This is a genomic window from Aminobacter anthyllidis (genome assembly GCF_018555685.1).
Lineage (GTDB): Bacteria > Pseudomonadota > Alphaproteobacteria > Rhizobiales > Rhizobiaceae > Aminobacter > Aminobacter anthyllidis.
Genome location: NZ_JAFLWW010000010.1, coordinates 97,749 through 109,873, shown reverse-complemented (window position 1 = coordinate 109,873; position 12,125 = coordinate 97,749). Strand labels below are relative to the sequence as shown.

Genomic DNA, 12,125 nt, shown 5'->3' with positions numbered 1-12,125 from the left:
CTCGCCACGGAACTGCCCGAAGCTTGCCCCATTCGCTGCCACATTTAGGTTGAAACCGCTCCGTGTGTGCATCAACGGAGCATTAACCAGAAGATGAAGACCAGCGCCAAGCCCGCGATCGTAGCGGCCACCCTCGCCGCCAGCATGATGATTGCCTTCACCGGAACCGCCTCGGCCCAATGCGGCGGCGCATCCTGGTACGCGCTGACCTCGAAGACCGCTTCGGGCGAACGCATGAATCCATCGGCCATGACCGCAGCGCACCGCTCGCTTCCCTTCGGCACCAAACTCCGGGTCACCAACCAGAAGAACGGCAAGAGCGTGATCGTGCGCATCAACGACCGCGGCCCGTTCATCAAGGGCCGCGTGCTCGACCTGTCCAAGGGTGCCGCCCAGCAGATCGGCTTCATCAAGTCCGGACATACGTCCGTGTGCATGGAACGCCAGGGCTAAGCCGTCAGGGCCTGTCTCGACAGCCGGCGCGCCGCCGTCTCGGCCATCGCCTCGACGAGGCTGAGCTGCCATTCGGCGCGGCAATAGGCGCGGAAATCGAAACACGGCAGGCCCGGGCAGACCTCGAACTCGATGAGGTGCACGCTGTCATCGGCCTCGACGCGGAAGTCGAGCGAAAAGACGTCGCGCAGGCCGAGCCCGACCATCAGCTTCGCCGCGACCTGCTTGATCTTTTCGGCGGCCTGCGGCTGGACCGATGCCACCTGAACCAGTTCCGGCTCGCTGTACTTCCCCGCTTCCCTGGCAGCGGTACCGGTGTCGCCGTAGAGCGCCATGCTGTCGGCCATGGTCTGGAAATCGCCGCCTGAATCGACAAAGACGATGCCGAGCGCCTCAGGTCCGGCATCGGGGTCCATTGCCAGGAAGCTCGCCCGCACATTGCGGCCGGCGACATAGGGCTGGACGATGACGTCGTCGCGATAGGCATCGAACACCCTGCGCCCGAGCGCCAGCGCATCGCCTGATTTACCGATGCGCGAATCCGCCCAGATGCCGATCTTGGCGCCGAGCCGGTTCGGCTTGACGAAATAGCCCGACGAAGACGCCGGCGGCTCGACCAGCCATTCGCCGCCGCGAGCCAGGCCTGCGGCCGGCACCGGCATGCCGAGTGCTGAAAGCACGGCGCCTGCACGGAACTTGTCCTGGCACAGCGCAAACAGCGAGTCGTCGGCGCCGATGGTCGCCAACCCGTTGAGCCGGGCAAGTGCTGGTGCAGCACCACCGCGGAAATAGGCGATGCCGTCGGTCAGCGTCCACACCAGGCTGGTGCGACGGTCCGCGGATGCCAGCACCGTTGCCGCATCGTCCAGCTCGACGGCGCGAAAGTCGAAACCGCGTTGCGCGCAGGCCTCGGCGAGCGCACCAAACTCCGGCGCCAGATCGGTCGACTGCGCCAGGTAGGACGAGATCTCCATCGCCGCCTGGCGCGAGAAGCCATCGGCGAGCAATCGCTCGGAACAGGCGCGCTCCGGCTCGTGGACGAGAATGAGCATCGGTCTTTGTCCGGCCATCGGGCACTTCTTCCTGCATGTGGGCGGAGCAGAAGCACTTCGCCGGTGGCCGACAATGGCATCCCCGTTGCGACAGGCTTGCTGGAAAACCGACCTGTTGCCATCGCCCCGGCGACAAGAGACCGCCGGCTGGGGCCTGTGCTTGGCAGCGCCTCAGATCAGGACATTCGGCTCATGCCGGCCGTTGACCTTGATGTCGAGCAGGAAGGTCTTGCCGGCATGCGGGTCTGCCCTCCGCGCCTTGGCGCTCATGCCTTCGGCCGCCGACGTCACCACCATCCGGTCGGCCTCAGCACCTACGAATGCCGGGCACGATGTCTGCACCGCCGGCACCGGCACGCTGCGCACCAGCTTGCCGTCGGGCGCATAGGCGTCGACGCGGCCGCCGCCCCAGCTGGCGTTCCACAACACCCCATCGCGGTCGACGACCGAGCCGTCGATGTCGCCCCTGCCGCCGCGACGGTCGACGAACAGCTTCGGCTCGCCGAGCGGCAGGCCGGTGTCGGCATCGCAGTCGAGGCGATAGAGCAGGTTGACCGCCGTGTCGGTGTAATAGGCGGTCTTGCCGTCGGGGCTGAAGCAGATCGAATTGGGGATGCTGATGGCCGGGAAAAGCAGCCTGAGCTCGCCGCGGAAATACCAGTAGATGGCGCCGGCGCCCGCCTCGGCTTTCTTGCCCATGGTGCCGAACCACAGCGCGCCGCACGGGTGCACGCGCGCGTCGTTGGAGCGGGTGGCGGCATTGGCTGCTTCGACCGACATATGAAGCGTCAGCTTGCCCGTCGTGGAATCGCGGATGTGCAGCCCGGTTTCGGTCAGCAGCAGCTGGCGCTCGCCGTCGATCGTGGCAATGGCGCTCGCCATCTCGCCAAGCTGGTGAATGCGCGTTTGCCCGCCCGACAGCTTCTTTTCCAGCATCCGGCTGTTCAGTATGTCGAACCAGTACAGCGTGTCGGTGGCGGGATCGTAGGTCGGGCCCTCGCCCAGCTCGCAGGCCTCGTCGGACAGGATGGTGGCTGCCATGTCAGGCGTCCTTGCCGATGGCATCCCAGCCGGCCACCGCCGCCCGGGCGCGTTCGCCGACATCGGCAGCACTCATGCCGGGCTTGTAGAGGCTCGACCCCAGGCCGAACAGCTGCACGCCGACCTTGGCATAGGCGGCGAAATCGACCTCCGACACGCCGCCGACGACGCCGACCTGCGTCTCCTTGGGCAGCACGGCGCGGATCGCCGAAATGCCGCCCGGTCCGAGGACGCTCGCGGGGAAAAACTTCAGCGCCGAGGCGCCGAGGCGCAGCGCCAGGAAAGCATCGGTCGGGGTGAACACCCCAGGCATCGTCACCATCTTGTGCGCGCCGGCACGGCCCATCACCTCGGGGTCGATGTTGGGGCTGACCAGCAGCCGCCCGCCGGCGTCGTTGAGCCGGTCGACATCCTTGGCCCACACCACCGTGCCGCCGCCGACGAGTGCCGCGGGCAGCGCCCTGGCCAGGATCTCGATCGAGCGGAACGGGTCGGGCGAATTGAGCGGCACCTCGATCGCCTCGATGCCGGCATCGAACACGGCACGGCCGACAGCCAGCGCCTCCTCCGGCTTCAGCCCGCGCAGGATGGCGACCAGCCCTCGGCCAAGCTCGGGGAACGGTGCAGTCACGCTCATTTCACCATTCCTTCAGCCAGCATCCCGTTACGGCGGGCGGCTGCAACCAGCCCGGCCAGCACCGCTTCATCGGCGTCGGCGATCGTCACAGCGATGCCGTCGAGGCGCATCGCCTCGGCATAGAGCGCACCGAGCGCGCCGGAGACGACGAGCACGACAGGCGCCTCGCGCCGGGCGAAGCGCCTGATCGCCGAGGCCACCTCGGCGCCGATCAGCAGCCCTGAAAGGGCTGCCGCCGCATCGTCCTGGCCGAGCCCCGAAAGCAGGCCGGCGGCGCGGATGCTGAACAGCCTTGCGCCGATGTCGCCGTCGAACAGCGCCTCCTGGCACCAGTCGCGGAACACCTGGCTGTCGGGCGACACCGCCGCAGGCTTGTCGCCGATCGAGTGGCGCAGGATCGAATGCTGCGACAGCACCGAAAACATCTCGCCGGTCGGCCAGGTGCCGAAGCCCTGGATGGCGCCGCCCTCGGCGATGACCCATTTGGAATGCGTTCCGGGCATGCAGACGAGATGGCTGCCCGACCCGATCAGCTTGGTGATCCCGGCAAGCTGGGTCTCCTCGCCACGCATGACGTCGGGCGCGCGTGGATTGCGCTGGGCGAGGCCCGGCACGATGCGGATGTCGCGCCCGACACCTGGAACCGACACGGCGCTACCCAGAATGTCGCCCAGCGACGCCGGCACCTCGACATAAGGCGCCTCGACCCAGCCTTGGCGGGCGCCAGCCATGCCGCAAACGATGGCCGGCAGGTTTTCAGGTGCCGCCATGTCCCGCAGGTGCCGGTCGAGCACCGTCGCAAAACCCTTGTGCTGCGCTGTCAGGAGACCCTCGTCGCTGCGGCGCTCGTCGACCACGGCGCCGCCGGCATCAAGCAGCCAGACGCGCAGTCTTGTCGTGCCCCAATCGATGGCCGCAATAGTCGGCACAGCGCTCACAGAATTCCTCCATCGACGATCAGGGTTTGCGCCGTCAGCATTTTCGAAGCGTCGGACGCCAAGAACAGCACCGGCCCGACCATGTCCTCCGGCAGCATCATCCGCTTGATGCACTGGCGCGAGACATGCGCCTTGAGCGACTTCTCGCTGACCCACAGTTCACGTTGTCGCTCGGTGATGACCCAGCCGGGGGCAACCGCATTGACCCTGATGTTGTCGGGGCCGTAGCGGCCGGCAAGCCCCTTGGTCAGGCCGACGATCGCCGCCTTCGCCGCCGTATAGGCCGGCATGGCGCCGATGTTGAGCATGTAGGAGGTCGAGCTGAAATTGATGATCGAGCCGCCGCCGGCCCTGACCATGCCTGGGGCCACCGCCTGGATGGTGAAGAAATGCGGCTTGAGGTTGATGGCCTGGTTTTCGTCCCAGCTTTCGGGCGTGACGTCAGCCACCTCGTGGCGCACGTCGTTGGCGGCGTTGTTGACCAGCACCGTCACCGGGCCGTGCTCCTCCTCGGCGCGGCCGACGGCGCGGCGCAGCTCGGCGATATCGCGCAAATCGGCGCGCAGATAGAGCGGCCGGTTGCCGGTCGCCTGCTCGATCTCGTCGCACAGCTCCTGGCTCGGCTTGAGCGCGATGTCGATGAAGGCAACCTTGGCGCCCTGCCGGGCAAAGGCTTCGGTCAGCGACGCACCGATGCCGGTTCCGCCGCCGGTGATCAGCACCGACTGGCCCTCGAGATCAGGAAATCGTGCCGATGGCATCATGATCTTTCCCCTCGCCTCGCCAGCTTCCCCCAAAGCCGGACATGCCCTCCGTCATAGAGCAAGATCGCGAAAAGTGGGAACCGGTTTTCGGAAAAGATCGCGTTCGCTCACGGAAAAATCGGAGCGTTAATCCGAGGCCCCGCACAGGGACAGGCGATCGCCCAAATCCGGCGGCCCGGCACCCCGATCTTGCTTCGCTGCGGGTGCGGCACACGGCCCGCAAGACGCCAGCGCAACATCAGGAACCGGCGTTCAGACCGCCCGGGCGAAAGCAGCGCCGCGATGGGATTCGCGGAGATAGCCAAGCGTCGCATCGGCGTCGGCCGGGCGGCCAAACAGGTAGCCCTGCCCGCCGGCGCAACCGAACTGCGTCAACCGTTCTGCCTGCGCTTCCATCTCGATGCCTTCGGCGACGACGTCCATGCCGAGGCCCTCGCACATCGCCAGGATGGCGCGGATGATGTGCTCGGACGGCCGGTCCTCGAGGATCGAAGCGACGAATGCACGGTCGATCTTGAGCTTGTCGAAGCGGAACTCGCGCAGGCGCCCTAGCGACGACTGGCCGGTGCCGAAATCGTCGAGCGAGACGCGGATGCCGACGCGGCGCAAATCCTCGACGATCTTTTCCGCCGAGGCGGGATCGGTCATCAGGCCGGTTTCGGTGATCTCGATCTCGAGGCGGCGCGGGTCGAAGCCGGTGCGCTCGAGGATCGACAGGATGTGCAGGCCGGTGTTCTGGTCGACGAGCTGCGACGGCGACAGGTTGAACGACAGGAACATGTCCTTCGGCCAGCTACGCGCAGCTTCCGCCGCCTTGCGCAGCACCAGCTGCGACAGCGGGCCGATGATGCCACGCTCCTCGGCGATCGGAATGAAGACGGCAGGCGAAACGAAGCCGAGGTCGCGGTCGGTCCAGCGCGCCAGTGCCTCGAAGCCGATGGTACGGCGGCTGTTGAGATCGACGATCGGCTGGAAATGCGGCGCGACATCGCCGGCGGCAACGGCGCGGCGCAGCGCCTGCTCGATGCGGGTGACGCGCTTGGCCGCCTCTTCCATCTCGCGAGTGTAGACCACGACGCGGCCGCGGCCCGAGCGCTTGGCGTGGTAGAGTGCGGTCTCGGCCTTGCGCACCAGCGTCTCGGTGGTGTCGTCGCTCGAATGGAACAACGAGCAGCCGACCGACGCCGACAGGCGCGCCGTGCGCTCGCCGACGTCATAGGGCGCCGACAGGATTTCGATCAGCATGCGCGCCTTTTCAGCCGCCGCATCCTCGGAAAACACCAGCGGGTAGAGGAAAGCGAACTCGTCGGCGCCGATGCGCGCCACCGCCGAATAGCCGTCGCATGCCGCGCGCAGGCGCATCGCCACCTGGATCAGGATGTCGTCGCCGGCGCGGTGGCCAAACAGGTCGTTTATCGGCTTGAAGCCATCGAGATCGAGGATGCCGACGGTGAAGGGCGCGGGGTCCTCGGCGCGGTCGCCGATCAGCCGTTCGACCTTGTCGAAGAAACGCCGCTGGTTGCCGAGCCCGGTCAAGGTGTCGGTGAAGGCCAGGTCCGCCGTTTCCCTGTCCGAATGGCTGACGCCGATGGGCATGCTTTGTCTCTGTTCTGCTAATATTTGAAACTGTTGCAGCACAGTGCCAGCAAAGCGTTTAGGAATTGTATTCGATCAGCTTGCCGTCCGTATTTCGACAACCGCGTCGAAACCGGTTTCAGCGCCGGCCATTTGGTGCCGCCGGATGCGGAATTCCAGAACCCGGTGCCCTTGAAGCAGGCAAGGCAGTGGCTAGGCGCCTTGCCTGGCCGCATCGCGCTTGCGGCTGCGGAATTGGCCGACCAGGCGGAGCGCGATCGCGGCGAGGATCAGCGCCATGTAGGGCCAGTACATCTCCGGCATCAGCACGGCCCGGCGCCCGAAATTGACGACGAAGAAGACGGCCAGGAACCAGGCACCGCCGGTATGGATGATGCGCCAGGCTCTCGGCCCGATCGCGGCGGCCGTCCGGTCGAACGATGTCGCGGCCATAAGCACGATGGCGAGATAGCCGGTGCCGCCGGCGATGAAGGCGGCGGGCGCCGTCAGCTCGTCAAACAGCACCGGATCGAGCTGCGACAGCGCGATGATGGCGGCGGCATGGACGCCATGCGAAAAGGCGAATGCCAGGCCGAAATAGCGGCGGTTCGCCCTGATCCACCGCGTCATTGCCGAGGGCCAGAGCTGCGCCAGGCTCGAGGCGGTGAAGGCGAGCACGAACAGGACGAGCGAGGTGCGCGCGGTCAGCCGGATCACCATGCGCGTACCGTCGACCGGATCGCCCGCGAGGCCGGCTGCAGCAGCGCACGCCGCCAGCACGCCGACGCCGAGCCAGGCAGTCACCCTCCAGCCGTTCGGTGGCCAGGTCGAAGCACTTTCGGGTAATGCATGCATGATTTGTCCTCCGATGTAATCACTGCTTACATTTGATCGCGGAGAACTGTCAAGCGGATGTTTACGGCGTTTACATTTCGGCCGGCCGACCGCTAGTAAGGAGCCATGACGAAATCTCCCGGCACCCGCGCGGCCTATCATCACGGCAACCTCGTCGAGGAGCTCATCGCCGCCACTATCGGGCTTATCGAGGAAAAGGGCGTCGACGCCGTCTCGGTGCGGGAAGCGGCCAAGCGCGCCGGCGTTTCGCCTGCGGCCCCCTTTCGCCACTTCGCCAACAAGACGGCACTGATGACGGCGGTGGCCGAGCAGGCCATGGGGCGCCTGACCTTGTCGGTGCAGCAGGAGCTGTCGGAGACCGGGGACGCCGACCCGGTGGAGGGACTGCGCGCCATCGCCCGAGGCTATCTCGCCTGGGCGCTGGCCAATCCGACGCATTTCGACGTCATCGCCTCGCGCACGCTCATCGACTTCCACGGCTCGCCGAAGCTCACCGGCGAAACCGAGGCGATCCGCCTGGTCATGCTCGACCTGATCGCCCGCGGCCAGGCGAGCGGCCGGATCGCCCGGACGCTTGCGCCGGATGCCCTGATGTTGTCGGCCCGCGCCTTCATCTACGGCCTGTGCCGCATGTGGATCGACGGCCATTTCGCCGAATGGCATGTCGACAAGCCGGCCGGGCAGGCAATGGCCGAAGCGGTCGACCTGTTCATCGACATGATCGGCGGCCGCCACGCGACAGGGCAAGCCGGGGCATAGGAACGGCCGGCGGTCTGATCGGACGAACCTGTTCGCGTGCCGCCATTGCATAAGGCCGGCAAATTGCTACATCCTCGTCACCGCAACGTGCGACCGGAGCCCGGCCCGCGCGACAAGACCACCGCCAGCCGCGCCGGAGACCTCCATGGCCCTCAAGATCGCCGTCCAGATGGACCACATCGCAACCGTCAACATCGCCGGCGACACGTCGTTTGCGCTGTCGCTGGAAGCGCAACGGCGCGGCCACGAGCTCTATCACTACACGCCCGACCGGCTGTCGATGCGCGACGGCAAGGTTTTCGCGCGTATCGAGAAACTCGAGGTGCGCGACGTCAAGGGTGACCACTTCACCTTGGGCGAGCCCATTCGCACCGACCTGTCGGAAATGGACGTGATCCTGCTGCGCCAGGATCCGCCCTTCGACATGAACTACATCACCACCACCCACATTCTGGAGCGCATCCACCCGAAGACGCTCGTGGTCAACGACCCGGCCTGGGTGCGCAACAGCCCGGAAAAGATCTTCGTCACCGAATTCGCCGACCTGATGCCGGAAACGGTGATCACCAAGGACCCGCAGGAAGTCGCGGCCTTCCGCAAGGAGTTCGGCGACATCATCGTCAAGCCGCTCTACGGCAATGGCGGCGCCGGCATCTTCCACCTGCACGAGGCCGACAGGAACCTGTCGTCGCTGCTCGAAATGTTCGGCCAGCTGTTCCGCGAGCCCTACATCGTCCAGCGCTACCTCAAGGACGTGCGCAAAGGCGACAAGCGCATCATCCTGATCGACGGCGAACCCGTCGGCGCCATCAACCGAGTGCCGGCCGAGCACGACGCCCGTTCCAACATGCATGCCGGCGGCCGCGCCGAAAAGACCGAGCTGACCGAGCGCGAGCGCGAGATCTGCGCCCGCATCGGCCCGTCGCTGCGCGAGCGCGGCTTCATCCTCGTCGGCATCGACGTCATCGGCGACTACATGACCGAGATCAACGTCACCTCGCCGACCGGCATCCGCGAGGTCAAGAAGTTCGGCGGCGCCGACATCGCCGCACTGTTCTGGGACGCGGTGGAGAGCAAGCGGAACTGATCAACTAGTTTCTGTCGTGTATTCGAACCAGATGAATTTCGACTGGCTCGAAGTCCAACCCAACTCGTTTGGAGAGCAGGACAATATCTCCTACGACAAGATTGTGACCCCACAGTTGCTCAGGCGACGCTGCATCCATTAGCTTCATCCTAAGTCGCTTGTGGTGCAGTCCGCGTGGAATCGCTGCCCAACCACTCGCGTCGCGATCTCGGTCTTGTGCATGAATTTCCAATTGCACAGCGTCATGGTGCTGGGATTTTTCTGTTCCTATGGTGCCTTCGTAGACATAGTCACTCGGCGCGTCAGCCACCGTTCGACTATCTATTGTTACATCGTTGACCTTAATGGGCGCATTCGATTGCCGCTTGCTAGGTAGAAAGAACTTAACTGCACTGTCCCCTAGCTGCTTTATCCGTGTCTTGGCCCCATAACGCTCGTCGAGAATTTTCTTAACTTCTGCCTCTGGCTTTCCAGTTCGTTCGGCTAGGTCTCTAATGAGGGCCTTCTTGAAAATCTTCGTGGGCGTATCGTGCACTTTGCCAAGCGCCAGTTTCTGAACAAAATCAGCACCATAGACTATGGCAACAAGGGCAAGTATGACCAAAAGCGTTTCGGCGCTTTCTGGAACGCTGTGGCCTGTATATTGCTCCACCAAAGTGGGCAGCTCCTCTCGCAGCTCGTCCTGAAACAAGGCAAAAAGCCCCACTACCAGAAGCTCTTTCAAGCTACCGTGAGAAATCTCCTCAACTCTAACATCAACCTTTTCGACAGTTAGACCCGGGATGAAGTTTTCAAGGTTTTTCCCGGCCTCCTCTAATACTCGTTGAAGAGCCAAGAGGCTGCCAACTATCTCTGGTATTGGGACGGCCCCAGCAGTCTTGTATTCGACCCTAAAAGGTATCTGTATTTCCATTTCATCCCCCCAAGAGTGCTGGCTGATTGGATCAGACTTCGATTGTGTTGTGGAGTCTGATCCAGCACCGTTGGGGGTGGTCACAACGAACTTGCATTCGTTCACTATTTGTTCTAAAAGTCAAGACTAAGCATCTTGAGAGAAAGTCACCGAGATCAACTTGACCTCGCCGACCGGCAAGTCCGGCGGCGTCACCAATCGTGGCGTTGTTCTGGCACGCGGTGAGAAGAGCAATTGTTCAAAGGAGGCAGGACCATGGAACTGAAACGCGGTCGTCTCATCGACCATTTGCATTTGCGCACGCGCGATCTTGCGGCAAGCAAGCGCTTCTATATGGCGGTGCTCGGCGTCCTAGGCATAGAGGTCACCGACGGCGGCGAGCATTTTTACGCCGACGAACTCTGGGTCGACGTGGGCGAGCAGCCAAGCCGCGTCCACGTCGCTTTCCAGGCTGCCGATCGCGCCATGGTCGACCGGTTTCACGCGGCCGGGCTGGCCGCCGGCGGCAGGGACAATGGCGGGCCCGGCGAGCGCGCCTACCACCCCGGCTACTATGCGGCCTTCCTGTTCGACCCGGACGGCAACAACATCGAAGCGGTGTTTCACGGGCCAGCCAACCGTTCGGCCGACGCCGTGACAATCACATGGGCTCCATAGCGATTCGAAACCGCCGTCGCGTATGGCCGCACGCAGGACGACTGTGCCGGCCTCATGCGCCGCGCCCCGGGGAACCGGGACGCGGCGAAGACAAGCGCGCCTGACCGGGCGCCCCGGGCACAGGCTACCGCGCCCTGAGCCACCCCAGGCCGGCCAGCGTCACCAGAGCCATGGCAGCGCAATAGGCGGCAAGTGGCCAGGCGGTGTCGCCGCCCAGCATGACCACCGCCAACGTACCGACGACGCCGACGATCAGGCTCTGGACGCAGAAGTAGAGCGCAACAGCAGTGCCTGCCGCATCGCCGAACGCCTTGAGCGCGCCGTTCGCCGTCACCGCGCCGGCAAGGACGATGCCGATGGAGATCCCCCACATCGGCACGACGAAGGTGAGGAACGACGGTTCGGCGAGCAGCTGCCCGAGGGCGAGCAGCAGGGCGCCAAGTAGCAGCATCGTCATGCCCCTCGCCAGGCTCCCCGCTATGCCCCAGCGCGAGACGAACAATTTGGCGAAGCGCGTTGTGACGATCATCGCCACGGCCGCCGTGGCGAAGGCGAGGCTGAAGCCGATCTCGGAGAAACCGGCACGGTCGATGAGCACGCGCGGCGCCGTCGAGAAGAAGACGAAGAAGGCGCCCATCGCCGCACTGAAGCCCAGCGTATAGACCCGGAAGGCCGGATTCTTGAGGATCGTCCGGAAGGCCGGACGCTGCCGGGCTGTCGCCACGGGCCGCGTCTCATGCCAGCGCCAAAGCGCGTTCAGCGTCGCCGCCAGGGCCATGATGCCGAGAGTCACGAAGATCGCCCGCCAGCCCAGGCCATGGGCGATCAGCGCGCCGGCGATCGGGCCGAGTGCCGGCACGCAGGCCAGCATGGCGCTGAACAGGCCGTAGATGACGGCACTTTCCGGCCGCTCGGCATAGACGTCGCGCACCGTGGCGAAGGTGGCGACGAGCGCCGCCGACGCGCCCAGCGCCTGGATGACGCGCAGGGCGACGAACAGCGGCGCCGAAGAGGTGGCGGAAAGCAGGAACGAGGCAGCCGCAAACAGCACCGCGCCCGACATCAGCACCGGCCGCCGGCCGATCCGGTCGGAGATCGGGCCGAACACCACCTGCCCGAGCCCGAGCACGATCATGTAGAGACTCAACGTCAGCTGGACGATCTCGGGCGTCGTGCCGAGGATCGCGGGCATCGCCGGCACCACCGGCAAATAGATGTCCATGGCCAGCGAGGCCAGGATGTCGAAAGGCGCCATCAAGAGCAGCGCCGCAGGCAGGGAATAGCTCCACTTATGGAGGGAGTTTCGATTGGGCATGACTTTTCATCCGCACAAATGAATTCATCTGGCGGCGATCTGCCACTTCGCATGTCCACTGCATCGGCCAGAGACCGGA

13 protein-coding genes are annotated in these 12,125 nt (G+C 65.0%); 4 read left to right on the top strand and 9 right to left on the bottom strand.

Annotated elements, in window-relative coordinates; translation table 11 throughout:
• The first annotated feature begins 93 nt into the window (after nucleotides 1-93).
• On the top strand, nucleotides 94-453 hold the full coding sequence (locus J1C56_RS26735) for a septal ring lytic transglycosylase RlpA family protein (RefSeq protein WP_214393040.1): 360 nt from the start codon (nucleotides 94-96) through the stop codon (nucleotides 451-453).
• Here J1C56_RS26735 and J1C56_RS26730 read toward each other — a convergent pair.
• The 7 genes from J1C56_RS26730 to J1C56_RS26700 form a co-directional block, all read right to left on the bottom strand.
• Nucleotides 450-1,523 carry a D-alanine--D-alanine ligase family protein gene (locus tag J1C56_RS26730; protein ID WP_214393039.1) on the bottom strand — a complete coding sequence of 358 codons (1,074 nt, stop codon included), beginning with the start codon at nucleotides 1,521-1,523 and terminating at the stop codon, nucleotides 450-452. The genes J1C56_RS26735 and J1C56_RS26730 overlap by 4 nt on opposite strands.
• Nucleotides 1,524-1,676: 153 nt before the next feature.
• Nucleotides 1,677-2,546 carry an SMP-30/gluconolactonase/LRE family protein gene (locus J1C56_RS26725; RefSeq protein WP_214393038.1) on the bottom strand — a complete coding sequence of 290 codons (870 nt, stop codon included), beginning with the start codon at nucleotides 2,544-2,546 and terminating at the stop codon, nucleotides 1,677-1,679.
• A 1-nt stretch (nucleotide 2,547) separates the two neighbouring features.
• Complete coding sequence (locus tag J1C56_RS26720) at nucleotides 2,548-3,183, bottom strand: 2-dehydro-3-deoxy-6-phosphogalactonate aldolase (protein WP_214393037.1); 636 nt, start codon at nucleotides 3,181-3,183, stop codon at nucleotides 2,548-2,550.
• Nucleotides 3,180-4,121: a 2-dehydro-3-deoxygalactonokinase gene (locus J1C56_RS26715; RefSeq protein WP_214393036.1), complete on the bottom strand. Its 942-nt coding sequence runs from the start codon at nucleotides 4,119-4,121 to the stop codon at nucleotides 3,180-3,182. Before J1C56_RS26715 ends, J1C56_RS26720 begins: the two co-directional genes overlap by 4 nt.
• Nucleotides 4,118-4,885: an SDR family NAD(P)-dependent oxidoreductase gene (locus tag J1C56_RS26710; protein WP_214393035.1), complete on the bottom strand. Its 768-nt coding sequence runs from the start codon at nucleotides 4,883-4,885 to the stop codon at nucleotides 4,118-4,120. The genes J1C56_RS26715 and J1C56_RS26710 overlap by 4 nt, the downstream gene beginning before the upstream one ends.
• A 252-nt stretch (nucleotides 4,886-5,137) precedes the next feature.
• Nucleotides 5,138-6,481: a putative bifunctional diguanylate cyclase/phosphodiesterase gene (locus J1C56_RS26705; RefSeq protein WP_214393034.1), complete on the bottom strand. Its 1,344-nt coding sequence runs from the start codon at nucleotides 6,479-6,481 to the stop codon at nucleotides 5,138-5,140.
• 192 nt (nucleotides 6,482-6,673) lie between these two features.
• Entirely contained in the window at nucleotides 6,674-7,315 is a 642-nt protein-coding gene (locus J1C56_RS26700) for a ferric reductase-like transmembrane domain-containing protein (protein WP_214393033.1), read from the bottom strand.
• Nucleotides 7,316-7,420: 105 nt separating this feature from the next.
• Between J1C56_RS26700 and J1C56_RS26695 the strand changes: the two genes are divergently transcribed.
• A complete protein-coding gene (locus tag J1C56_RS26695; RefSeq protein ID WP_214393032.1) occupies nucleotides 7,421-8,074 on the top strand; it encodes a TetR/AcrR family transcriptional regulator in 654 nt (217 codons plus the stop codon).
• A gap of 145 nt (nucleotides 8,075-8,219) precedes the next feature.
• Nucleotides 8,220-9,161, top strand: coding sequence for a glutathione synthase (gene gshB, locus J1C56_RS26690; RefSeq protein ID WP_214393031.1), 942 nt, complete (start codon nucleotides 8,220-8,222; stop codon nucleotides 9,159-9,161).
• 4 nt (nucleotides 9,162-9,165) lie between these two features.
• Here the strand turns inward: gshB and J1C56_RS26685 are convergent, their stop codons facing one another.
• Nucleotides 9,166-10,074, bottom strand: a complete 909-nt coding sequence (locus J1C56_RS26685; protein ID WP_214393030.1) for a hypothetical protein — start codon at nucleotides 10,072-10,074, stop codon at nucleotides 9,166-9,168.
• A 255-nt stretch (nucleotides 10,075-10,329) separates the two neighbouring features.
• Here J1C56_RS26685 and J1C56_RS26680 point away from each other — a divergent pair, with 255 nt between their 5' ends.
• Nucleotides 10,330-10,731 (top strand): VOC family protein, encoded by a 402-nt coding sequence (locus J1C56_RS26680; protein ID WP_214393029.1) that lies wholly within the window; start codon nucleotides 10,330-10,332, stop codon nucleotides 10,729-10,731.
• Nucleotides 10,732-10,855: 124 nt separating this feature from the next.
• Here the strand turns inward: J1C56_RS26680 and cml are convergent, their stop codons facing one another.
• Entirely contained in the window at nucleotides 10,856-12,046 is a 1,191-nt protein-coding gene (gene cml, locus J1C56_RS26675; protein WP_214393028.1) for a CmlA/FloR family chloramphenicol efflux MFS transporter, read from the bottom strand.
• Between the last annotated feature and the right edge of the window lie 79 nt (nucleotides 12,047-12,125).

Bases quoted from the DNA above. Each gene is read 5' to 3' on its own strand.
- J1C56_RS26735 (WP_214393040.1), top strand. From the start codon at position 94: ATGAAGACCAGCGCCAAGCCCGCGATCGTAGCGGCCACCCTCGCCGCC.
- J1C56_RS26730 (WP_214393039.1), bottom strand. From the start codon at position 1,523: ATGGCCGGACAAAGACCGATGCTCATTCTCGTCCACGAGCCGGAGCGC.
- J1C56_RS26725 (WP_214393038.1), bottom strand. From the start codon at position 2,546: ATGGCAGCCACCATCCTGTCCGACGAGGCCTGCGAGCTGGGCGAGGGC.
- J1C56_RS26720 (WP_214393037.1), bottom strand. From the start codon at position 3,183: ATGAGCGTGACTGCACCGTTCCCCGAGCTTGGCCGAGGGCTGGTCGCC.
- J1C56_RS26710 (WP_214393035.1), bottom strand. From the start codon at position 4,885: ATGATGCCATCGGCACGATTTCCTGATCTCGAGGGCCAGTCGGTGCTG.
- J1C56_RS26705 (WP_214393034.1), bottom strand. From the start codon at position 6,481: ATGCCCATCGGCGTCAGCCATTCGGACAGGGAAACGGCGGACCTGGCC.
- J1C56_RS26700 (WP_214393033.1), bottom strand. From the start codon at position 7,315: ATGCATGCATTACCCGAAAGTGCTTCGACCTGGCCACCGAACGGCTGG.
- J1C56_RS26695 (WP_214393032.1), top strand. From the start codon at position 7,421: ATGACGAAATCTCCCGGCACCCGCGCGGCCTATCATCACGGCAACCTC.
- gshB (WP_214393031.1), top strand. From the start codon at position 8,220: ATGGCCCTCAAGATCGCCGTCCAGATGGACCACATCGCAACCGTCAAC.
- J1C56_RS26685 (WP_214393030.1), bottom strand. From the start codon at position 10,074: ATGGAAATACAGATACCTTTTAGGGTCGAATACAAGACTGCTGGGGCC.
- J1C56_RS26680 (WP_214393029.1), top strand. From the start codon at position 10,330: ATGGAACTGAAACGCGGTCGTCTCATCGACCATTTGCATTTGCGCACG.
- cml (WP_214393028.1), bottom strand. From the start codon at position 12,046: ATGCCCAATCGAAACTCCCTCCATAAGTGGAGCTATTCCCTGCCTGCG.